The sequence below is a fragment of the Chelatococcus asaccharovorans genome, from assembly GCF_003201475.1.
Lineage (GTDB): Bacteria > Pseudomonadota > Alphaproteobacteria > Rhizobiales > Beijerinckiaceae > Chelatococcus > Chelatococcus asaccharovorans.
Map to the genome: position 1 here is coordinate 178,321 of NZ_QJJK01000004.1, position 21,065 is coordinate 199,385.

21 protein-coding genes are annotated in these 21,065 nt (G+C 61.1%); 13 read left to right on the forward strand and 8 right to left on the reverse strand.

Going from position 1 to position 21,065, the window contains the following annotated elements; all coding sequences use genetic code 11:
* The first annotated feature begins 13 nt into the window (after positions 1-13).
* The 4 genes from C7450_RS10765 to C7450_RS10780 all read left to right on the forward strand — a co-directional run bounded on the left by C7450_RS10765 (position 14) and on the right by C7450_RS10780 (position 3,333).
* A complete protein-coding gene (locus C7450_RS10765; protein WP_110374451.1) occupies positions 14-787 on the forward strand; it encodes an enoyl-CoA hydratase/isomerase family protein in 774 nt (257 codons plus the stop codon).
* A gap of 124 nt (positions 788-911) precedes the next feature.
* Positions 912-1,154, forward strand: coding sequence for a 2Fe-2S iron-sulfur cluster-binding protein (locus C7450_RS10770; RefSeq protein ID WP_245449643.1), 243 nt, complete (start codon positions 912-914; stop codon positions 1,152-1,154).
* Between the two features lie 41 nt (positions 1,155-1,195).
* Complete coding sequence (locus tag C7450_RS10775; protein ID WP_110374453.1) at positions 1,196-2,434, forward strand: cytochrome P450; 1,239 nt, start codon at positions 1,196-1,198, stop codon at positions 2,432-2,434.
* A 50-nt stretch (positions 2,435-2,484) separates the two neighbouring features.
* A complete protein-coding gene (locus C7450_RS10780) occupies positions 2,485-3,333 on the forward strand; it encodes an SDR family NAD(P)-dependent oxidoreductase (protein ID WP_110374454.1) in 849 nt (282 codons plus the stop codon).
* Between the two features lie 57 nt (positions 3,334-3,390).
* Here the strand turns inward: C7450_RS10780 and C7450_RS10785 are convergent, their stop codons facing one another.
* Genes C7450_RS10785 through C7450_RS10815 form a run of 7 tightly spaced genes read right to left on the reverse strand, consistent with a single transcriptional unit; the run spans position 3,391 to position 10,824 of the window.
* The gene (locus C7450_RS10785) at positions 3,391-4,353 is read right to left on the reverse strand and encodes an SDR family NAD(P)-dependent oxidoreductase (protein WP_110374455.1); all 963 of its coding nucleotides are present in this window, start codon (positions 4,351-4,353) and stop codon (positions 3,391-3,393) included.
* Positions 4,354-4,367: 14 nt separating this feature from the next.
* A complete protein-coding gene (locus C7450_RS10790) occupies positions 4,368-5,408 on the reverse strand; it encodes a hypothetical protein (RefSeq protein WP_110374456.1) in 1,041 nt (346 codons plus the stop codon).
* A complete protein-coding gene (locus C7450_RS10795; protein WP_110374457.1) occupies positions 5,405-6,259 on the reverse strand; it encodes an HpcH/HpaI aldolase/citrate lyase family protein in 855 nt (284 codons plus the stop codon). The genes C7450_RS10790 and C7450_RS10795 overlap by 4 nt, the downstream gene beginning before the upstream one ends.
* 3 nt (positions 6,260-6,262) lie before the next feature.
* A complete protein-coding gene (locus C7450_RS10800; RefSeq protein WP_170147190.1) occupies positions 6,263-7,645 on the reverse strand; it encodes an MmgE/PrpD family protein in 1,383 nt (460 codons plus the stop codon).
* 27 nt (positions 7,646-7,672) lie between these two features.
* Positions 7,673-8,521, reverse strand: a complete 849-nt coding sequence (locus C7450_RS10805; protein WP_170147191.1) for an HpcH/HpaI aldolase/citrate lyase family protein — start codon at positions 8,519-8,521, stop codon at positions 7,673-7,675.
* A gap of 35 nt (positions 8,522-8,556) precedes the next feature.
* Positions 8,557-9,405 carry an alpha/beta fold hydrolase gene (locus tag C7450_RS10810; protein ID WP_110374460.1) on the reverse strand — a complete coding sequence of 283 codons (849 nt, stop codon included), beginning with the start codon at positions 9,403-9,405 and terminating at the stop codon, positions 8,557-8,559.
* 48 nt (positions 9,406-9,453) lie between these two features.
* A complete protein-coding gene (locus C7450_RS10815; RefSeq protein WP_170147192.1) occupies positions 9,454-10,824 on the reverse strand; it encodes an acetyl-CoA hydrolase/transferase C-terminal domain-containing protein in 1,371 nt (456 codons plus the stop codon).
* Here C7450_RS10815 and C7450_RS10820 point away from each other — a divergent pair.
* The 9 genes from C7450_RS10820 (at position 10,777) to C7450_RS10860 (ending at position 20,230) form a co-directional block, all read left to right on the forward strand.
* Complete coding sequence (locus C7450_RS10820) at positions 10,777-12,006, forward strand: amidohydrolase family protein (protein ID WP_146227324.1); 1,230 nt, start codon at positions 10,777-10,779, stop codon at positions 12,004-12,006. The two genes, C7450_RS10815 and C7450_RS10820, sit on opposite strands and share 48 nt — an antisense overlap.
* A gap of 10 nt (positions 12,007-12,016) precedes the next feature.
* Positions 12,017-13,027 (forward strand): amidohydrolase family protein, encoded by a 1,011-nt coding sequence (locus C7450_RS10825; RefSeq protein WP_170147193.1) that lies wholly within the window; start codon positions 12,017-12,019, stop codon positions 13,025-13,027.
* Between the two features lie 4 nt (positions 13,028-13,031).
* Entirely contained in the window at positions 13,032-13,445 is a 414-nt protein-coding gene (locus C7450_RS10830) for a Rieske (2Fe-2S) protein (protein ID WP_110374464.1), read from the forward strand.
* A gap of 26 nt (positions 13,446-13,471) precedes the next feature.
* The gene (locus tag C7450_RS10835; RefSeq protein ID WP_110374465.1) at positions 13,472-14,644 is read left to right on the forward strand and encodes an acyl-CoA dehydrogenase family protein; all 1,173 of its coding nucleotides are present in this window, start codon (positions 13,472-13,474) and stop codon (positions 14,642-14,644) included.
* Between the two features lie 40 nt (positions 14,645-14,684).
* A complete protein-coding gene (locus tag C7450_RS10840; RefSeq protein ID WP_110374466.1) occupies positions 14,685-15,884 on the forward strand; it encodes a CaiB/BaiF CoA transferase family protein in 1,200 nt (399 codons plus the stop codon).
* 52 nt (positions 15,885-15,936) lie between these two features.
* Complete coding sequence (locus C7450_RS10845; RefSeq protein ID WP_245449610.1) at positions 15,937-17,160, forward strand: NAD(P)/FAD-dependent oxidoreductase; 1,224 nt, start codon at positions 15,937-15,939, stop codon at positions 17,158-17,160.
* A gap of 208 nt (positions 17,161-17,368) precedes the next feature.
* The gene (locus C7450_RS10850) at positions 17,369-18,250 is read left to right on the forward strand and encodes a tripartite tricarboxylate transporter substrate binding protein (protein ID WP_170147194.1); all 882 of its coding nucleotides are present in this window, start codon (positions 17,369-17,371) and stop codon (positions 18,248-18,250) included.
* 19 nt (positions 18,251-18,269) lie between these two features.
* A complete protein-coding gene (locus C7450_RS10855; protein ID WP_110374468.1) occupies positions 18,270-18,719 on the forward strand; it encodes a tripartite tricarboxylate transporter TctB family protein in 450 nt (149 codons plus the stop codon).
* Positions 18,716-20,230 (forward strand): tripartite tricarboxylate transporter permease, encoded by a 1,515-nt coding sequence (locus tag C7450_RS10860; protein WP_110374469.1) that lies wholly within the window; start codon positions 18,716-18,718, stop codon positions 20,228-20,230. Before C7450_RS10855 ends, C7450_RS10860 begins: the two co-directional genes overlap by 4 nt.
* A 115-nt stretch (positions 20,231-20,345) precedes the next feature.
* Here C7450_RS10860 and C7450_RS10865 read toward each other — a convergent pair whose 3' ends face one another.
* Positions 20,346-20,558, reverse strand: a complete 213-nt coding sequence (locus C7450_RS10865) for a hypothetical protein (RefSeq protein ID WP_110374470.1) — start codon at positions 20,556-20,558, stop codon at positions 20,346-20,348.
* Positions 20,559-21,065 lie beyond the last annotated feature (507 nt).

Here is a 21,065-nt window from a genome sequence, read left to right on the forward strand (position 1 = left end):
ACATGAGCCCGTGATGCGCAATTTTTCGGAATACTCCGGACACTATCCGGAATTCGAACTGAGCCGCGACAATGGCGTGGCTCACCTTCGGTTCAATACGAACGGCGGACCGTGGATATGGTCCGCCCGCGCGCATCGCGAACTCGTTGCGGTCATGCGCGACCTGGATGACGACAGGGAAAATCGGGTTCTGGTTCTCAGTTCCGCCGGGCCGAACTGGGTCGAAGGGATTGACCTTGCCAGTTTCCGGGGGATCGCCTGGGACGAGATGACGTGGGAGGCGAAGCGCTACTTCCGCGCAATGCTCGATTTGGAGATTCCGGTCATTGCCGCCGTTCGCGGGCGCTGCACCATCCATGCCGAAATCCCCTTGATGAGCGATATTGTCCTGGCGACGCCGGACGCCATCTTCGGCGACTCCGCGCATCTGCCGCGAAACGTTGTGCCTGGAGACGGTACGCATATCATCTGGTCTGCCCTGCTTGGGCCCAATCGCAGCCGCTCGCTGCTGTTCGGAGAGAGCTTTATCGGTGCTGAAGAAGCACGCTCTGTGGGGATGATTGCGGAAATCGTCCCCGCCGAGAGTATCCTGGAGCGTGCCTTCGAACACGCGCATCGCATCGCGAGCAAGCCCTCGGTTGTGGCGCGCAACACGCGCACCGCCCTGATCCGGCCACTGCGCCAGGCGATCGAGGACGGCCTGGCGATGGGACTGGCGCTGCAGGGCGCTGCCTATAGTAATCAGCCTCATCGTGGTGAGGTACCCGTTGATCCTGATCGCAAATAGTCCTGTTCAGCCTTGAATATCTTGGCGCGGCGAGAAGTTTACGATGAAGCAAACAATTACGGTAACTTGGCTTTGCGCGGATGGCGCCTCCGTCACGGCAGAGGTTCCCCTAGGGCACAGCCTTATGGAAGCGGCCGTTGCGCACAATGTTCCAGGCGTTATCGGCGATTGTGGCGGCGCTCTAGCCTGCGCGACATGTCACGTTGTCGTCGAGAGCGCGCCCATACCGTTGCCGATGCCGAGCGCGACCGAAGGGGAGATGCTGGAATTCACGGAGGCGCCGGCTGAGCCGAGCTCGCGCTTGTCGTGCCAGATCAAGGCAGTTCCGGAGCTCAACGGTCTCATTCTGCGCGTTCCGGGCCCGTGACTTTTGCGACGAGATCACAGCTGTTGGGAGGTCAAAAAGCCATGGCTGAAGCAACGACACAAGGTGATGGGCGAGCCATGCAGGCCGGCTCTTCCTCTATTCCGGTCCTCAATCTTGATCCCTATGCGCCGGAGACGATCGATAATCCCTATGGGTTTGACGAGGCGCTGCGCGAAGCGGGGCCGGTCGTGTGGTTGTCTCGCTATCAGTGTTATGCGACGGGCCGTTTCGACGAGGCGCAGACCGCGTTCTCCGATGACAGCCGGTTTCTCTGCACCGCTGGCGTGGGGTTGACCGATATTCGCAAGCCAGAGTCGCTTCGCGACAAGAACCCGTTGATGGAGGTGGAGCCGGCAGTGCACCGGCGCGTCCGGGGCAACATGATGAAAATCCTGTCGCCTACGCTGATGCGCAGCTATCGCGCGCGGTTTGAGGAAAAAGCGGATGCCATCGTGGCCCAAATGGTCAAGAAAGGCCGGTTCGATGGTCTCCATGATCTGGTCGAGCCGTTTATCCTGGATGTATTCCCTGAGACCGTTGGAATTCGGATCAATCCAGAGACAGTGCTGTTGTTCGGGGATCTGAATTTCAATGCAAATGGCCCCATGAACCAGTTCTACAAAGAAGCGCTGGAACGGGTGTCACCGCATTTGCCGGACTTCGAACGTTCCTTCCGAAAGGAGAACATGCAGCCTGGCGGGATGGGTGCGCGACTCTACGAGGAAGAGGAAGCCGGCGTCTTTGAACCGGGGACCGCCTTTGGTTTCGTTCGGGTCCTGTTCCGCGGTGGGTTTGATACCACGATTGCCGGGATCAGCGGTGCGCTGCTCGCGCTATCCCGCGACCCGGCGGCGTGGGCCTATATGAAGGATAATCCCGACAAAGTGCTCAACGCCTTCGACGAGGCGCTGCGTCATGTCTCACCTTTCCGGGTTTCGCACCGTGTCACGGTCCCTGAAGGCTGTGAGTTTGCAGGGGCTCGGCTTGAGGGTGACCGGAAGATCGCCATCTTCATGGAAGCAGCTAACCGCGATCCGCGGAAATGGCCACAGGCTGATCGTTACGATCCATCGCGCGCAGCGGTCACGGAGCATCTCGCGTTCGGTCATGGCGCTCACAAGTGCATCGGTTTGCTGGTGGCTCGCTATGAGGCCGAGGCGCTGCTGCGTGCCGTGATCCGTCAAGTCGATCAACTGACCTTTGCTGGTGAGAGTGAGCCGGCCTATCGACGGATCAATACGCTGCGAAGCCTTGTAGACCTCCCGTTGGAGGCTCACTGACTCCGGCTACCGGCCGATATGGCATGGATTTTGGGTGGCGAGGTTGCACCATGAACGAAGTGCGTTTGGAAGTTCCCGAGATCAGCCGCGATGGACGGCTGAGGGGCAAGGTCGCTGTCGTTACAGGGGCCGGCTCTGCAGGGACGATGGGCGGAACCGGGGCGAATATCGCCGTCCTCTTCGCCGCCAAAGGTGCCAAGCTCGTGCTGGTCGACATTGATCAGGCGCGTGCCGAGCATACGCTGAGTGCCGTAAGAGCTCTCGGCGGTGAGGCGGTCGTCGCCATTGGCGACATAACCAGAGCAGATCATTGTCGTCGTATGATCGAGACGGCTCAATCCGCGTTCGGGGCGATCGATATTCTTGTAAACAACGCCGCGATCGCACCAGGGGAACAAGCGAATACCGAGGAACTGTGGGACCGCATTATCGACATCAACTTGAAGGGCGCCAAGCTGATGTCAGACGCGGTACTCGACCCTATGAAAGCACAGGGGCGTGGCTCCATTGTCCATATATCCTCGATCGCCGCGCTCGCCGCAGGCGGCGGCATCGCCTATTCCGCGTCAAAGGGCGGCATGGTCGCGATGACCAAGGCGCAGGCATACGAATACGGCCCCCACGGTATCCGGGTGAACAACGTAGCACCCGGGCATGTGGCCATTCCAATGGGCCTGAATTTCAAAGGCTGGAACGGGGCGGGAACCGACGCAATCCGTAGAAAGCGTGCCAGGGCAAGTCTTCTCGGCACCGAGGGAACCGGGTGGGACGTGGCCTATGCCGTCCTTTTCCTCGTGAGCGATGAAGCCGCTTATATCACGGGACACACGCTACCGGTGGATGGCGGCACCACTGCGGTGATGCCGATCGTGATGGCTGAACGCATTCTGACGGATTGATCGCCGTGTCAAAAGCCGATGGGCGGGCGTAGGCCCGCCCTTTCCGCTGTTGGGATCTCAACCGTCGATATCTTTTCCCTCGAGGGCGAAAACCCGATTGCGGACAGCGCGAAATTCGTCCGTCATCGCATGCATGGGGTCCTCGCCGTTCTCAGCCATGATCTCATCGATATGGGCGCTGACGTCATCGGGGCTGATTCCGCCGACGTCGGAGGCGAGCCATCCCTGATTGAGGCTGCGGCGGACCCGTGCAAAGCGGCCTCCAACCGCGGAGATAAGCTCGCCCGTAATCGCGCACGCTTCGCTCGCCAGGTACAAGGTTGCGGCGGAGACCGTTTCGGGTGGCGAGCGGTGATGGATATCCCGCTGATATCGGACATTTGCCGCTGCATCTCTAGCCGGGATCGCGAGTGCGGGATTCTCAAGCGCCATCGGTGAGACGGCGAAGGGTAAGATGCCGTTGACCTTGATGCCGAGGGGCTCGCCTTCCATCGCCAGGCACGGGACCAGACCCAGCATCGCGGCCTTCGCTGCGCTGTAGGCACTGTTGCCTTCCATGCCGAAATTCGCGGCGGATGAGGTCAAGACGATGCGTCCGTAGCCGGCTTTTGCCATCTCGCGCCAGATAGGTTGAGTCACGCCGAACACGGCGGTCAGGTGGACATCGATCGTCCATCGGGCCAGATCCAGGTCAAGCTCACCGAACATGCCGCGGCGGAGCACACCTGCATTGTTGATCAGCACGTCAATCCGTCCGAAATGCCCCAGGGCTAGGGCACATATGTCCGAGCCTGCAGACTTGTGCGTGAGATCATGGTGCGAGGCAATCGCTTCACCCCCCCGAGCGACAATTTCGGCGACAACCTCGTCGGCCCGAAAACTGCCGCTCGTCTCGCCGGCACCGACGTCATTCACCACCACCCGCGCGCCACGGGCGGCCAAGCCCAGCGCATAGTCGCGCCCGATACCGCGGCCAGCCCCGGTCACGATCGCTACCCGGTCCTTGAAGGATACGGTCATCTTTGAAGGTCCTCTCAGTATCCCGCCGCGGCATAGGGCCCTTGTCCGCGGCGATAAAGCAGCAGATTGCGCCTGTAGCTGCAAACAAGCCGGTCACCGCTATAGGCCTGCGTATCGACCGTTGCGATACCTTGGTCCGGTCGCGACCGGGACGCACGGAGGCCGACAACCGTCGATTCAGCCCTTATCGTTTCATCCGGTGCAACAGGCGCTGGCAGCTCGATGTCTGTCCACCCGAGATTGGCGACAACCCGGCCGAATGTACGCGTGGTCAAGGCGGTCACGGCACCAAGTACGAAAGGCTCCCAGATCTCGTCGGCTATTCCGGTTCGCTCCCGATAGTCGGCGTCCTGCCAGCGCGGATTGATCTCCAGGGACCGCAGGGCAGCCTGCCTGCTTTCGTAGGCCATGAGGCTGCGTGGAGGCCAATGCTCGTAGGTTTCGTCGAGAGCCAGATCCTCGTACCAGAGCCCCGTCTGTTCGGTTCGCACGCCGTCGACGTCCTTGTGGTAAAGGCAGAAGCGCTCATCGGTGCAAACGGGCAGACCGTGCTGATCCTCAGGATGTCGGCCGGCGCGATAGAGCTCGATATGACAGTCGATCCGGGCAACGATGGCACCGGAGCGGTTGATCCCGTTGATGCGCAGTTGCACCTGGCCGACATCTCGATCGCCCAGATCGGTCACGCCGATGACTTCCGATTCCGAGCGCAAGGTGTCATCCCCGCGGACCGGAGCGGTCAACGCCAGGTTATCGATCCGGAGAATGCGACGCCTGCGATACCAACTGCGAGAGATCATGCCCATGAAGCGCTGGACAGTCATGGTGCTGACGGTCAGGGGCGTTCCCCATTCGGTCCGGGCGGCGTATTGGCTGTCATAATGCAGATGCGCATTGTTGATGAGGTCAACGGAATCCAGTTGGTTGTCTCGCTGCGTCACGTCGATGGCCGGGCGGTGACGAATGCGCATGCCCGGCGACAGATCTTCGTAGCTCAGCCCAAAACGTTCACGATAGCGATGAGGCCCGACACGCAGATATCCGTAGCAGCTCATGCCATCGCTCCGAATTCATGCCCGGTTGCCCGTGCGAGGGTCCGTCTCGCCGCCAAAGCGATGGGCCGATCGATGAGACGGCCGTCGAGGCTGCACGCCCCGTTACCTGCCGCAGCGAACGCGGTGAGGATCCGCTTGGCCGTGCTGATTGCTTCGGCCGACGGCGTCAGGGTCTGATTGATCACGCCGACTTGTTTGGGATGGATGGCAAGTTTGCCTGACATCCCGAGCCGGGACGCGGCTGCCGTTTCCGCCGCCAGTGCTGCGTCGTCGCTGAGCGAAAGGCACGGTACGTCCCACGCCGGACAGCAGCCGATTGCCGCGGCTTGAACGAGACGCGAACGCGCCATGACGAGCGGTTCCCAGGCCAATTCGACACCAAGGTTCGCCGCGAGATCAGCGCCGCCCAGGGCAAGACATTCAACGGCCGCGTGGGCCGCCGTCTGCACCGCCCTTTCCAGCCCGAGCGCGGTTTCAACCAGGGCAATGATCGGTGGGATCGCGCTCGCGGTCGCTGACAGATGGGCCGCGGCAATGGTAACTTCGTCCGGCCCCTCGACTTTCGGGAGCATCAAGGCGGCCCAGGGCGTTGAACAGCTTCGCAGCATCAGGAAGTCGCGAAGACCATCCTCAGTCGCGATGTGGTTCACGCGCAGGGCGATGCGCTCGCGGTCGCCTTCCGGCAGGCGGGCAACGGCGCTCCGCGCGCTTTCGCGGGCCTCCGGTGCAACACCGTCTTCCAGATCGACGACGACAAGATCGGCGTCCGAGGCGAGAACCTTGGCCAAGCTGGCGAGTTTCGTGGCGGGCATGAACAGCGCACTTCGGATGGGAAAGAGGCGATCCGACATGGCTCAGACTGCCCATTCGCCGGTTGGGCTCAGCTCGAGGCACCGTGTCACATCCCGCACTTTGCGGCCGTCGGCGAGTGAGAGGATGGCATCGCGGATTTCGACGGCGGCAGGCTCGCCCAGAACCCTTGAAGTCCGCGCATCGAAGCGCGCAATGACCTCGTCAAGGGACGGGTGCAGCAGGTCGGCGTTCGTGCCGTCCAGGACGAGTTCTGAACCGTCACGCAGTGTGATCTCGATGCGTACACCGGAATCCGTGGTCGGGACCAGCTCGATGCGCTTTGTCAGGGCCGTGATCTCGGGATCGTCGAAGTGACTTGCGAAAAAATCCGGGTTGTCGACTTCATGGCCCAGAATGGCAGCGGCTGCGGTGAAGCGCGCCGCCATCTGCGCCGCGAGCATATTCGGGAAGGGATCCCGCCGCGAAACGCCGGGGCTGTTCAGCCCATTTGTTCCGGTGGCCGAGCGCTTGATGATCACTTTCGTCACATCAGAAAGCGCCAGGGGCGATGCAAGTCCTTGCACAAGCAGGGAGATCGTCTGCTGGTTCTGCAAGCACGCCGCGAAGCGCTTTACACCGACATGCTCGATGCCGTAGCTGTCCTGACGGGCCGTAATGGCCTCGAGATTGCCTTGGACCCCGCCATAGGTCTGGAAGAAGCCGAACTCCCCCTCAAGCGCCTCCACGGGCGTGCTGGCTCCCGCAAGACCAAGCCTCGCAGCGGCGATGCCATTGCGCGCAGCGAAAGCCGCCTCGAAATAGGCATCCATCGTGCCTTCGAAGATGCCTTGGGTGGTTCCACCGGCCAAAGTTGCGGCGATGGCCAAAGCGGCTGCCATTTGCTCCGGTGTGGCGTTGAGAAGCCGGACACTGGCTGCTGCCGCGCCAAGCGTACCCATGATGCCAAGTGGACGGAAGCGACGCTGCACGATCTCCGCAGGTGCCGCTGCTCCCAATCGATGCATGGTCTCGTAGCCCGCGACGATCGCCTCCAAAAGCGCGGGGCCGTCTGCGTCGATTTCTTCAGCAAGGGCGAGCGCCGCCGGTATGATGAAAGTTCCGGGGTGGCTGCCTCCGCGCAGCCCGCCCGGTCCGCAATCCTCGAGCAGGCTACCGTGACCGATGGTCCCGTTGATGAACGCGGCATCCTCCGTGGCGACCCGCCGCCGTTGCCCAAAGCCGATACTCTCCCCTCGGCTCGCGCCGAAGGCGGTCCAGGCGGTCCGTGACGCGGGCAGATCACCGTGCGCAAGGCTTACCCCCATAGCATGGACAAGCTTCTGCAGCGCCGCCTGCCTGGGCTGCTGAGGTAAGTTCGACCAGGTCACCTGGCAGAGCTCGCGTGCCAGTGCCAGCGCCCAGCCCTCATTCCCTTGTTCCCGCACGTTCACCCTCCCGATGGCTCGCTGATGTCAGACTTTGCCGGCTCGGGCCAGCAGAAGGCTGGCCACGCGGTAGTCCGGATTTGTGATGACCTTGCCGTTCAATACAGCCGCGGGCGCGCCTGCCGCGACAGCCTGCTCGTAGGCGGCACAGAGTTCCGATGCGGCGGCCACCTCCGCGTCGTTCGGACTCATGACGCGGTTGATGATATCGAGATGCGCGGGCGAGAGGCCGATGCAAGCTGTATAGCCGACGTCCGCCCAGCCCTTGATGAAGGATTCGACCTTCGCCAGATCACGATAGTCCGGAATCATCGATCCGCCGGTGCAGAACAAGCCATAGGCCGCCGCTGCGACGGCGATTTTGGTGCGCGCATAGCCCGCGGACGCGGGGTGCAGGTCGTCGCCCGCATCGTTGAAAGGACGGGATCCGACATCAGCCGCGTAATCGACGTAACCGAAATGCAGGCCGACGACACCCTCAAAATTGGCGATCTGATCCAGCTCGATAACGGCGCGCGCCGTCTCGATCATCGGGTAAAGACCACGGTTCGGGCGCCCGGCCAACAGAATGCGGGCGACCTCGCGGATCTCGTCGCCACTGCTCACCTTTGGATAGCAGATGACGATGTCATCGTCGGCGTCAGCCAGGGCTGCAAGATCGTCGCGCCCCCAAGGGGTGGCGAGATTATTCACGCGCACCACGATACCGCGGCCGCCAAAATAGCTGCGGTCCTTCAAGACGTCGATGATCTTGGCGCGCACGGCTTCCTTGTTGTCAGGTGTGGCGGAGTCCTCAAGATCGAGCATGATCGTGCTTGCATTCGCAGTTGGCACTTTCGACCAGAATTTTTCATTGAGGACCGGAACTTCGAGCAAGCTCCTCATTCCGGCAAAACGGGTCCGCGCCGTATTCATGCTGCTTCGTGCTCCGATAGAAAAGCGCTCAGACACGAGAGAAACTCATCTGGCCTCTCGCGGAGGAAGTAGTGCCCGCTGTCGAACCATGTGGCCTTGGCGTTGGGCATCGTGGCGAGCATCTTGTCGACGACCTCGGCGTCAATGACGTTGCTGGTGCGGCCGGCCATCACGAGCGTCGGCATGCTCAAGCGCTTCGCCATGCTCCAGAGATATGTCACATCCGGCAGGCTGATAGAGCCGGTGATCCATTGCAGATCCGGATCCTGCTTGGGGACCAGCTTGCCAGCCCAATTTTTGCGGAGCTGATACTTTACATGAAGATTGATGAACTCCGGCTGCCACTCGGGATGATGTCCCAGGTAGAATGCACGCGCGTCCGCCTCATCACGAAACCCGCGCAGATTGGTGGTGGCGGTCAGGAAGTCGCGCATTGCGACCGCACCCGACGGTGAATTTTGCGGGCCGGCGTCGGAGAGCGCGAGCGTTCTGACCATCTCAGGCCGCTCGCCGGCAACCGCAATCCCGACGCGCACACCGTTCGAATGACCGACGAGATGCACCGGACCCGTGCCGAGCGCGTCGATGAACCGATGGATATCGTTGGCGAACTGACGCACCCGATAGCCTTCACGGGCCCAATCACTGTCGCCATGCCCGCGCAGGTCCGGGCAAATGACGTGATAGTTTTTTTGCAGCTCTCGCGCGAAGGGATCCCACGTGTGGCAGGTGACATTTAAGCCATGCAACATAAGCAGGGTCGGCTTTGCAGGAGAGCCCCATTCCGTATAATGCAGGCGCAGGCCGTTTATCTCGACCCAGCCGTCCTGATACGCGTCGTGCATAAAGCTTTCCTCCTTTTATTTTCAATTGGACTTCGGATTTGCCCAGGCTCACCCACTCGCCGCACATATGTGCTGAGACCGGAGCGCATCGCGGTGGTCTGGATGGGCGATCGCAATGAGTTTCTCGCGACGTTCCGCCGCTGTACAACCGCGCAGGTCGGCTGAGCCGTTTTCCGTGACGACAAAATCGACGTCTTGCGGAGCAGTCGTCTCGCGCTGCCCCGCGGCCAGCGACGGGACGATGCGGCTTTGTCCCTTTGCTGTGGCCGACGGCAACATGATGACCGATGCGCCGCCCCTGCTGAGGTGAGCAGCCCTCGCGAAATCACTCTGCCCGCCACCGCTGCTCACGCGACGTCCGCTGATATATTCAGCGTTGATCCGGCAAGACAGATCGATTTCAAGACAGGAGTTCAGCGCCCAAAGGCGATCCTGGCGCGCGAGCGACCGCGCGTCATGGGTTTCGCTGACCGGGCGAAGCGCCACACGCTCAGCCAAATCCTCAGCCTCGTCCGACTGGAGGCCGATAACCCCCGTCGCAACGATGAGGCCTTGATCCGCGGATTTGCGGCGTCCGCTCAGGGTCCCGGAGCGGACTAGCCTCGCCAATGCCCCCGAAATGATGCCGGAGTGCACTCCGAGATCCGACTTTCCGTCAAGAGAACCGGCGAGGGCTTGTGCCATAGCGCCGATCCCGAGCTGAAGCGTCGCTCCATCAGGAACAAGCTCCGCGACATGGGCGGCGATACGCATTTGTATCGCCGAAGGAGGGGCGACGACCGTCGCGGTGGGATGCTGTGGCGGCGCCGTTATCAGCGCGTCAAATCGGTCTCGCGGGACCCGTGGGGCGTTTGCAAATCGGGCTGTCTCCGGGCGCAGGATTGCTGCGGCCGATGCTCCCGATGCCAAGGCGGAGGCTGTGTATCCAACCATCGCGCCGAACCCGAAACTCCCGTCGTTCGGGTCCCCCGTCATTTCTGCGATGACAAGGTCGATCGGGATGTTGCCGGTCGCAAGACCCTGGTCGATGTCCCAGAACCCGATGGGAAAATGATCGATGTGCGCGTGCCAGACGGCTGGAATGCCCCCGGCGAGCGCGACCAGTCTGAGCTGGCCTCTCTCGACGGCCCCGCGATGGCCGGGGTCGAGGAAGCCGTAAAGCCCGTCCAGGTCCGCGACGAACAGCGTGATACGAACGTCGCGCTCCAGCGCAACGTCGATGAGCGCGCCGATGAGCTCTGTGGGCTGCTGCGGCGACATCGCCGACAGAACACGGACCTCTCGCCTGCCGGCAAGCAACCTTCCAGCGACGGTGATCAGTTCTGACTCTGTGGCGGCCTGGAAAATCATTGGCAGTCCGGGATCTGAAGGGTGCCTAGAAATAACCTTTGTGAAAATTGTTGTAAAGATAATATGCATGATGTTATGTCTGAGACAAGAACGACGCGGCTCGGTTCCGCGCTTTGGAGGAAAAAGCCGATGCATGAGACAGGTGGGACGGAGACGCGAAAGATCGTGGACTGCGATGTCCACCCGCTCATCAAGAGCGTCGACGCGCTTTCCCCTTATCTCTCGAGCCGGTGGCGCGAGCGCTTTGTTCCCCGGAGCATTGGGCAGAGTAGTTCTAACGGTTTCGTCTTCGCCCGCGCCCGGGATCGCTACCCTCATCCCAACACGACTTACCGGCTTGATGCGCTGCCACCCAATGGAGGGCCGGCCGGCTCGGATCCCGAATTCGTTCTGAGCGATCTGATCGAACCGCACGGAATCACGACCGCGCTTCTGTTGCCCCAAGAGCACTACGGGGTCGTTCGGTTTTCAAGCGCTGAGGCGGCCGCGGTCTTCGAGCGCGCGAACAACGAATATCTGATCGACCAGTGGCTGGCCGTAGACAACCGCTTTGCTTTGGCGCTGACCGTCTCTGAGCATGATCCGGTTGCGGCTGCGCAGTCGATCCGAGATCTCGGTCGGCGGGAGGGAGTGGTCGGCGTACAGTTGCTCATCAACAAGACGATGCTCGGCTCGCGATTGTTCGATCCCATCTATGCAGCCGCCCAGGACATGGGTCTGGCTATCGTCAGTCATCAGAACGGTTCCGAGGGCTGCTATTCCTTCGCACAGGGGCCGGCCGGAGGGGCGCCCAGGTTCTACGGCGAGCGGCATTCCGTCCTTCCTCAGGTCGGTGCCGCCAACGTGGTCGACATGATCATGTCCGGCGTATTCGAGCGCTTTCCGGAGCTCCGCGTCGTCATGGTGGAATGGGGCTTCTCCTGGCTAGGCGCGCTGATGTCCCGCGCGGATCACCTCTGGATGAAGAATCGATCGGCGGCGCCCCATCTCAAGCATGCGCCGTCTGAGTATGTGGTCAAGCACTTCAAATTCGCCACCCAGCCGCTTGATGAAGCTTCGGGCAGCAAGGAATTCGAGGCGATGTTCGGTATTCCTGAGCTGAACAAGATGTTGGTCTTCAGCTCCGACTATCCGCATTACGATACAGACGCGCCGGACGTCATACTTGGGAAGATACCGGAGCCCATGAAAGACGCCGTATACTGGCAAAACGCTTTGGATGCTTTCGGCTCCAAGATATTCCGCAACTGAGGCAAATCTTATGCTCCGTGATTTTTGCCGCTTCGCCGGCGTGACACGATTTGAGACGCTTTTTCCCCGGATGCCGGAGGGGTGGGCGCGGCATTTCGATCGCTATGAGTGGACCGGAGCCGTCGACCTTGCGTCCAACCATATCCGCGTGTCCGACCGCTTCAGCCATCCGCCTCTCGAGGCGTTCGAACCGGAAAGGCTCACGGTGCCGTCGATCGTCATTCCCTATCAGGGATTGATCGTGAACGGGTGGGCCGATCCGGTGGCCGCCGCGGTCTTCGTCGATGCCTTGAATGCCCATGCCCTGGATCAGTGGGCCGGAGACAACGCGCGTATCGCGCTCGTCATCAACCCGCATGACCCCAACGGTTCGGCTGAGACATTAAAGGCGCATCGCGGTGATTCACGGGTTGGTGCCATAACGATCCCCCTCACGACCGCGATGCTGGGCCAGGGAATTTGGGATCCGGTGTACCGCGTCGTCGAGGAAGCGAATTGGCCGGTCATCATTCATTTCTCAGGTGTCGAGGGAGCCTATCTCGGCGCCCCGCCGCTCGCCGGAGCCCCCCATACCAATGCCCTGTCGCGGCATATCCTGATGCCCCATCTGGCGGAATCAAATCTCGCGAGCCTCGTTTTTGAAGGCACCTTCTATCGCTTCCCGCGTCTCCAGGTGGTGCTGGCTGGATTTGGCTTCAAATGGCTGCCCTCGCTGTTGCGACGCATGGATCAGGAATGGCGCAATTTCCGTTCGGATATGCCGTGGGTCAAAGACAAGCCGTCAGCGATGGTGATGCGGAATGTCTGGGTGACGACTTACCCGGCAGGCGAAGCAACGCGTCCCGATACATGGGAAGGGGAATTTTCGGATGAACTGTCGCGGCGGCTCGTCTTTTCATCGAACGCGCCCTTCGATTCCGACGACGAGCAAGCTGTCGAAGCGGCGCTCGGAGGAAAATGGCTGGACCGGATTGCCAGCAACTCCTTGGAACTGAGCGGCATCGTCGCTGCGGGGAGATAGTCGCATGACAACCGAAGCCTCTTCGATGCAGGTCCGTCAGGCGCAGGAATTCAATCTCGGCCGGGTCGATACGTTCCCCGAACGCAAGGTCGTCGCGCGGGATGTCGGCGGCAGGACCATCGGTGTGCTGCGGCGAGGCGATACGGTCCACGCCTTTGCCAACCATTGTCCCCATCATGGGGCACCCATGTGCCGGGCCCAGGTGGCAGGCACCATGCGACCGTCGGCGCCAAACCAATACGACTACGCGCTGGATGGCCTCGTCGTGAAATGCCCGTGGCATGCCTATGAGTTCGATGTGCGCAGCGGCGAGGCCATGGGCGGCATCATCCGCGGGCGCCTTTTCATCTACCACAGTGAGGTGCGGGACGGAGAGGCATTCGTGCAATTCCGGCGCGCCGCGCTTCCGGCGCGCTGACGCGGCCAAAGCTTATCGGAGGACGTATGGAACTTACCGAAGATCAGGCCGCGATCCTGCGCGCGGTGCGAGAATTCGTCGATCGCGACGTGTTACCTGCCGTGGCCAAATATGACAAAGCGGACGAGTTTCCTCAGCCGCTGTACGAGCAGATGGTCGAGATGGGACTGTTCGGCCTGACGATTCCGGAAGAGTACGGCGGGCTTGGCCTCGACCTGACCACATATGCCCATGTCGTGGCTGAACTCTCGCGTGGGTGGATATCGCTGACCGGCATTCTGAATACGCACTTCATGGCTGCCTGGATGATCCAATCATTCGGCACAGCGTCGCAGAAGAGTGAGTTGCTGCCGCGCATGGCCACTGCCGAGATGAGGGCGGCCTACTCTATGACGGAACCCGGCGCGGGATCGGATGTTCAGGCGATCCGCACGCGGGCGATCCGTGACGAGAACGGCTGGAGAATGTCCGGCCAGAAGATGTGGAGCACGAACGGTCTGCGATCCAGTATCGTGATGCTCCTGGCCGTGACAGATCCGGATGCAGAGCCGCGCCACAAAGGTATGACCGCATTCATCGCGCGGAAGCAACCATCTGTGAACGAGCAACCCGGCCTCACGATCCCCCCCAATCTCAAGAAGCTTGGGTACAAGGGCGTTGAGACGACGGAGCTGATATTCGATAACTTTCGGCTCAGCGATGATGACGTGCTCGGCGGCTCGGCGGGAATCGGCCAAGGGTTCAAGTACTTCATGGCTGCGGTCGAACTTGGCCGCGTCAATGTCGCGGCGCGCGGCGTCGGTGTCGCGCGCTGCGCCCTCGAACAGGCTGTCCGCTACGCGCAGGAGCGGTCGGCCTTCGGGAAGAAAATCGCTCAGCACCAAGCGATCCAGATCAAGATCGCCGAAATGGGAACGCGCTTGCGAGCGGCCGAACTGCTGACTTTCGATGCTGCACGGCGCAAGGCCTCGGGGGAGCGAGCCGATCTCGAAGCCGGCATGGCGAAGCTGTACGCGACGGAAGCCGCCGCGTTCTGCGCGCTCGAGGCGATGCGGATACACGGCGGATACGGGTATTCGCAGGAATTCATGGTGGAGCGCCTGTACCGCGATGCGCCCTTACTCATCCTGGGTGAGGGTACCAATGAAATCCAGCAATTGCTGATTGCGCGTCGGCTCATCGAGCTTCATCCGGCCTGAGCCACGTAACGCTCGCCGCTATCACCCAAAGGATCAGAAGATGTTGAAGCAGGATGGGGCTCTAAAGGGCCTGAAGATCGTAGAATTCGCGCACGTGATCGCCGGACCGCTTGCAGGAACCCTCATGGCGGACCTTGGCGCAACAGTCGTTCATGTCGAGGATCCCGGCGCGGGCGATCCGCAGCGCACCGCGGGACCGGACAAGGACGGCGTCCATCTGTGGTGGCAGATGGCGGGGCGTAACAAGCACTCCGTGACGTTGAACCTGCGCAGCGACGCGGGGCGCAAAGTCGCCGAGGAATTAGCGGCCTGGGCCGACGTGGTGATCACCAATTTCCGCGTGGAAACCCTTGAGAAATGGGGGTTGGATTTCGCTTCGCTCAACAGGATCAACCCAAAGATCATCATGCTGCAGGTGACGGGCTTCGGTGCGACGTCGTCGCGCCGCAACGAACCGGGCTTTGGCAAGGTGGGCGAGGCGATGAGCGGTGTCGTCAACCTGACCGGCTTTCCCGACGGTCCGCCTGTCCACACCGGGTTTTCGCACGGCGATTCAGTCACGGGTCTGATGGGCGCCTATGCTGTCCAGGCCGCCCTTTATCGCAAGCATACCGATCCCGATTTCCGCGGCGAATGGATTGACCTGGCACTCTACGACGGCTTGTTCCGGCTGATCGAATGGCAGGTCGTATTTCACGATCAATTGGGCGAGCCGCCGCAGCGGATGGGAAACAAGCTGGCAGCTGCCCCTGCCGCCGTTATCAACATGTACAAGACCGCCGATGACCGCTGGCTGACTGTTACCTCCGGCACCCCGCGTGCCGTCCTGAACACCGCGAAGCTGGTGGGCGAGCCCGAAGATATGTATTCGAACCGCGCCGACCAGGCCCGCAATGCGGACAGGCTCGACAAGCTCCTGGCGGAGTGGATCGCATCCCGAGGCATGGATGAATGTATGGCGGCCATGAAGGCCATCGGCGTGGTCGCGTCTCCGATCTATACCGTCGCCGATATTCTTGAGGACGAGACATTCAAGGAGCGTGAGAGTGTCATTGAATTGGACGTTCCCCGTCTTGGAAAAGTAAAAATGCAGAACGTCTTTCCGCGCATGATGAATTATACCGGGGCGGTCTGGCGGGCGGCGCCGCCGCTGGGAGCCGACAACGAGCTCGTCTACAAGTCATTTCTCGGGAAATCGGACGAGCAACTGGCCGCCTTGCGGGATGGCGCGGACATCTGATCCTCGCGGTCAGATGGTGCATTCGTTGAAGTCAAGGGTTGCAGAAGTCGGGATGACCACGATGGAAAAGCAGCGACATATTGTCATCGTGGGCGCGGGACAGGCCGGATACTCGGTCGCAACTTCACTTCGGCGTAAAGGCTTCGGCGGGCGGATTAGTCTATTTGGAAACGAAGATCTTCCGCCCTATCAGCGACCGGCGCTCTCAAAAGCCTTTCTTCTTGGCAAGATCGACCGAGAACGCCTGTTGCTCAAGCCGGCGACCTCCTACGCGGAGGAGCAGGTCGCGCTTGTCCTGGGCGAAACGGTGGAGGCGCTCCACCCGGCACGTCGCGAGATCATCGTCAGCGGGGAGGTCGTCACGTATGACGATCTCGTCTTGGCGACGGGCGCAGAACCTCGACGTTTGCCGGATGTGGACGCCAATGCGCTCCATGTGCTGCGTGGTTTCGCGGATGCCGAACGGCTGGGTGCGGCCTTGCATCCGGGCCGGAGGCTCCTGATCATTGGCGGGGGTTACATCGGCCTGGAAACCGCAGCAGTTGCGCGCGCCAAGGGGCTTGACGTCACCGTGCTCGAGGCGGCGCCGCGTATCTTGCAACGCGTCGCGGCACCCGAAACGTCAGACTATTTTCGCGCCCTGCATGTCGAACGCGGCGTGACGATTATCGAGGGCGTATCGATGAAGTCGTTGACCGTTGCCGACGAAGTGAGAACCGTCACCCTGTCCGATGGCCGCCGGCTTGATGCCGACATCGTCGTTCTCGGGATCGGGGTCAGCCCGCGAACCGAGTTGGCGGAACGCGCGGGTATAACCGTCGACAACGGTATTGTTGTCGACGCGCAGGGCCGCACGTCGGAGCCGAATGTCTGGGCAGTGGGTGATTGTTGTTCGTTCCCCTATCAGGGGCGCAGGATCCGGTTGGAAAGTATACCGAATGCGATTGATCAGGCCGGAGTGGTGGCAGGAGCCTTGCTCGGCGCCGACGAGCGCTACGAAGCTCAGCCCTGGTTCTGGTCGGATCAGTATGAGGTCAAATTGCAGACGGCTGGCCTGAATATTGGATACGACAGGACGATCGTCGCGACGCGCGGTGGCGACAGTCGGTCGTGCGCCGTCTGGTACTTCCGCGGGGCAACGGCAATCGCGGTGGATGCGATCAACGACGCGAGAACCTACATGGCCGCGCGACGGGCGTTTCAACTGGATAAGGCGCCAACCTACGACGAGATCGCGCGCGCAACTGCCGAACCCAATTTAAGGCCCGCAGGCTGATGCGTTCACCGGCTGCCTCGGAATGGCAGAAACCCATAGCGTGTCCGTAGCTTGAATAGGCCGGACATTTCAATAACAACCGAGGGAGGGGTCTATGTCTGTCAAATTTAGTGCTACGCGTCGCGGCGTGATATGCGGAGGAGCGTCCGCTGGGCTCCTCTCACTGGCGTTGCCTGCGCTCGGTCAGACTGCGTGGCCAGAGCGCGAGGTGAAGGTCATCGTGCCGTTTGCGGCCGGTGGCGGAACAGATCTTGTCAGCCGTCTCTTCGCCCAGAAGCTTAGCGACAGGCTCGGAAAGCCCTTTTTTGTAGAGAATATGGCCGGCGGGACGGGTGGATCGATCGGAAGCCGGGAGCTCGCACGCTCGACTCCTAATGGATATACGATTGGAAGCGGGACCTCATCCGGGATCGTCGCGGCCGCGATAGACCCGGGCCCCTACAATCCTTTGCGGGATCTCGAGCCTATTTCCCGTTACGGCGCGACGACGATTGTTCTCGTCGTCAGTCCGTCGATGCCTGTCCGCACGTTCGCCGAGTTCGTGGCATATGCGAAAACGAAGCCGGGCCTCACATATGCGTCGTCGGGCATCGGCAGTGCCAATCATCTGACTGGCGTCATGCTGGCAAAGCAGGCCGGACTTGAGTTGACGCATGTGCCCTATAAGGGCGAAGGAGCGGCAATTACCGACGTGTTGTCGGGAACTGTCGACATGATCTTCGTCAGCCTCCCTCTTGGGAGGGTGCATATGGAATCGGCCGCCTTGCGCCCGCTGGCGATAACTTCGGCGCAGCGGTTCCCGATGTTCCCCGATCTGCCGACCTTCGTCGAACTGGGTTTCGCCGATTTGATCGTTGAGGCTTGGTATGGGCTATATGTGCCGAAGGGAACGCCCGACGCCATCCGTGACAAGCTGGTCGCTGAAATTTCGGCGATACGCCGCGATGAGGCTGTTCTGAAGCAACTGATCGAACAGTTCACCTTCGACGCGCGCGGGCAGGACGATCCTGAGAAATTCCGCGCTTATATGGAGGCGGAACTTGCACGCTTCCGCGCTGCAGCCCTGGCTGCCGGGCTGGCCAAAAGCTAAGCTCGCCAGGAGATACCGCATGCACCGACACGATATTGGCGATCTTGCCGGCGGCGTGGCTCTTGTGCTGTTTGGGCTCGCTGGCACAGCTTATACTTTGCTTCACTACGAAGTCGGCACCATCCGGATGATGGGTCCTGGGATGGTGCCCAGTTGCGTTGGGATATTAATCGCGATCCTCGGTGCATGCGTGGCGTTGCCGGCGTGGTCGCGATCGCAAAGCGCGCCGAAGATTGCTTGGCGCGCCGTCATCTACGTGTCGGCCGGTGTGGCCGCTTTCACGGCCACGGTGAGGTCATTCGGCATCGGCCCTGCAATCTTCCTGCTGACGGTGATCTCGGCGAGGGCCGACAGGGAGGCGAGCCTGACGGCCGTGCTGATGCTGGGGGTCGGTTTGGCGCTGGGTGGGTTCGCGCTGTTTCGCTATGCTCTGAACATCCCGCTGCCATTCCTGTTGGTGCCAGAATGAGCGGCGACCTCACTTCAAATATCCTCCTCGGACTGCAAACGGCTCTTCAGCCTGACAATTTGTGGTTCTGTTTCCTCGGCGTCCTGCTCGGCACGATCATCGGCGTCGTTCCCGGGATTGGGGCGCTGACCGCAATCGCCATGCTGTTTCCGATCACTCTGCACCTTCAGCCGACGTCCGCAATCATCATGCTGGCGGGCATCTTCTACGGGTCGAGCTATGGTGGTTCCACCGCCTCGATCCTGCTCAACGTGCCGGGCGACCCGAACGCGGCAGCGACCTGTCTGGACGGTTACCCCATGGCCCGGCAGGGACGCGCGGGTGTCGCGCTCACACTTGTTGCGGGCGGCTCCTTCATTGGGGGATCCGTTGGCATCCTGCTGATGATGGCCTTCTCCCCGCTGCTCGCCAGCCTCGCGCTGAAATTCGGGCCACCGGAGTATTTTGCGCTGATGACCTTGGGTCTTCTTGCGGCCGCCATCATCAGCGAGGGGTCGATGGTGAAAGGGCTTGCCATGGTGCTCCTGGGCATCTTCCTGGGGACCATCGGGACGGATGTCTATACCGGAATCGAGCGCTTCACCTTCGGTAGCCCCAGTTTGACCGACGGCATTTCGATGGTCGCCGTGACGATGGGTCTGTTCGGCATCTCGGAAGTTTATGCCACTGCGACGGATCGAGCCGAGAATGTGGCGAGGCAATCGAAGATTACGTTCCGTTCGATGCTCCCGACTTGGGATGACATCCGTCGGGCGGCTCCTGCCGCACTGCGTGGAACTGGAGTTGGCGCGATCCTGGGCATTTTGCCTGGCGCAGGCAGTACAATCGCTGCCTTCATGTCGTATTCATTGGAAAAGCGGCTTAGCAAAGATCCCTCGCGATTTGGCCGTGGCGCAGTCGAGGGTGTGACGGCGCCGGAAGCGGCGAACAATGCCGCAGACCAAACGGCGTTCATTCCGACCCTCACTCTCGGTATCCCGGGCAAACCCACGATGGCGATTATCATGGGGGCCTTGATGATCCACGGGATCCAGCCTGGACCGCTCATGTTGACGCAGAAGCCCGATCTGTTCTGGGGCCTGGTGATGAGCTTCTGGGTTGGAAACTTGTTGCTCCTCGTCCTGAATCTTCCCCTCATCGGAATATGGATCAGGCTCCTCACGATTCCATACAAGCTTCTATTTCCCGCCATTCTCGTTTTCATTTGCCTCGGTGTTTACAGCGTAAACCGAAATCCGTTCGAGGTTTGGACAGTTCTGGCGTTCGGCGGACTTGGCTATGTCATGCGGTTGTACGGCTTTCCGATCGCCGCGCTCCTGTTGGGGTTCGTTCTCGGTCCGATGGTGGAAGAGAACTTCCGTCGCACGATGATTATCGCTCGCGGAAGCCCTGCGATATTCATTGAACGTCCGTTGAGCGCGGCGATTCTCGTTCTCGCGGTGCTGGCGGTGGGTATTGCGGTGTTTTCAGGGCTGAAGCGAAGGCGAGCGGCTTTTCCTGTCGCGGAATGAATCCCTGATTGTTCGCAGAAGCCTAATGGTTTGGAATGTTCCCTCATATGGAGAAGCGGAAAACGCAACGCCTTGAGTTTGTGCCAAGGGCCAATATGCGGGTGCTCTTCGTGAGTTATGGGGGATTAGAGTCTGCGAGGGTGACGCGGGCGATCGGGCCGTCGGCGAAGACGCTGGCGACCGTCTGGGCGGAGGCGGGGCCGAGTTCGGCGCCATTGTGGACGAAGCCGATGGCAGCGAAGAGCGTCCGGATGACGAGGACGAGCCGCTCACTCGAGAGATCGCTCACATTCGTGCGATGCGTTAACGCTTCGGGCGCGTTCTGCATAGGCTCACCATCTCGCTTCCGACGGCCGCTCCCGGGAGGGGTTCCGTCGCGAAACTTCCAACTGCGGCGCGTAAGGCCGGCGGACATCGGGCCGGAGGAGGAAGTTCAGTTATATTCGCACCAGTGATAGAGTTTATATCCCCTTTGAATTCGCGGATATCCGTAAGTGTGCCATTGTGATGCAGTTGGCTTCACTGCGTGGGCCGACAAAAAGGGGGAAATGTTTGAGGAGGTTCGGCGCGCTCCCAACTCGCAAGCCGAGGGAATTGATACCGGCGCAGGCCACATGGAATTTGCCTATCCCGGAACGCATTGCCGCGTTGAACTCCCCCAGAAAACAACTCCAGCAGAATGCGGATCAAACAACCGCCAGAGGGCTAAATGTCTGATAGTACTCCGCCTATGACCACGCCAAATTCCGCTGACTTGCAGGCGTTGCGAAGCCGGGCGCACTACGCGGTGCTCAAGGCGAACAAAGTGCTGGTGTTAAGGGGGTGGGACGATCCC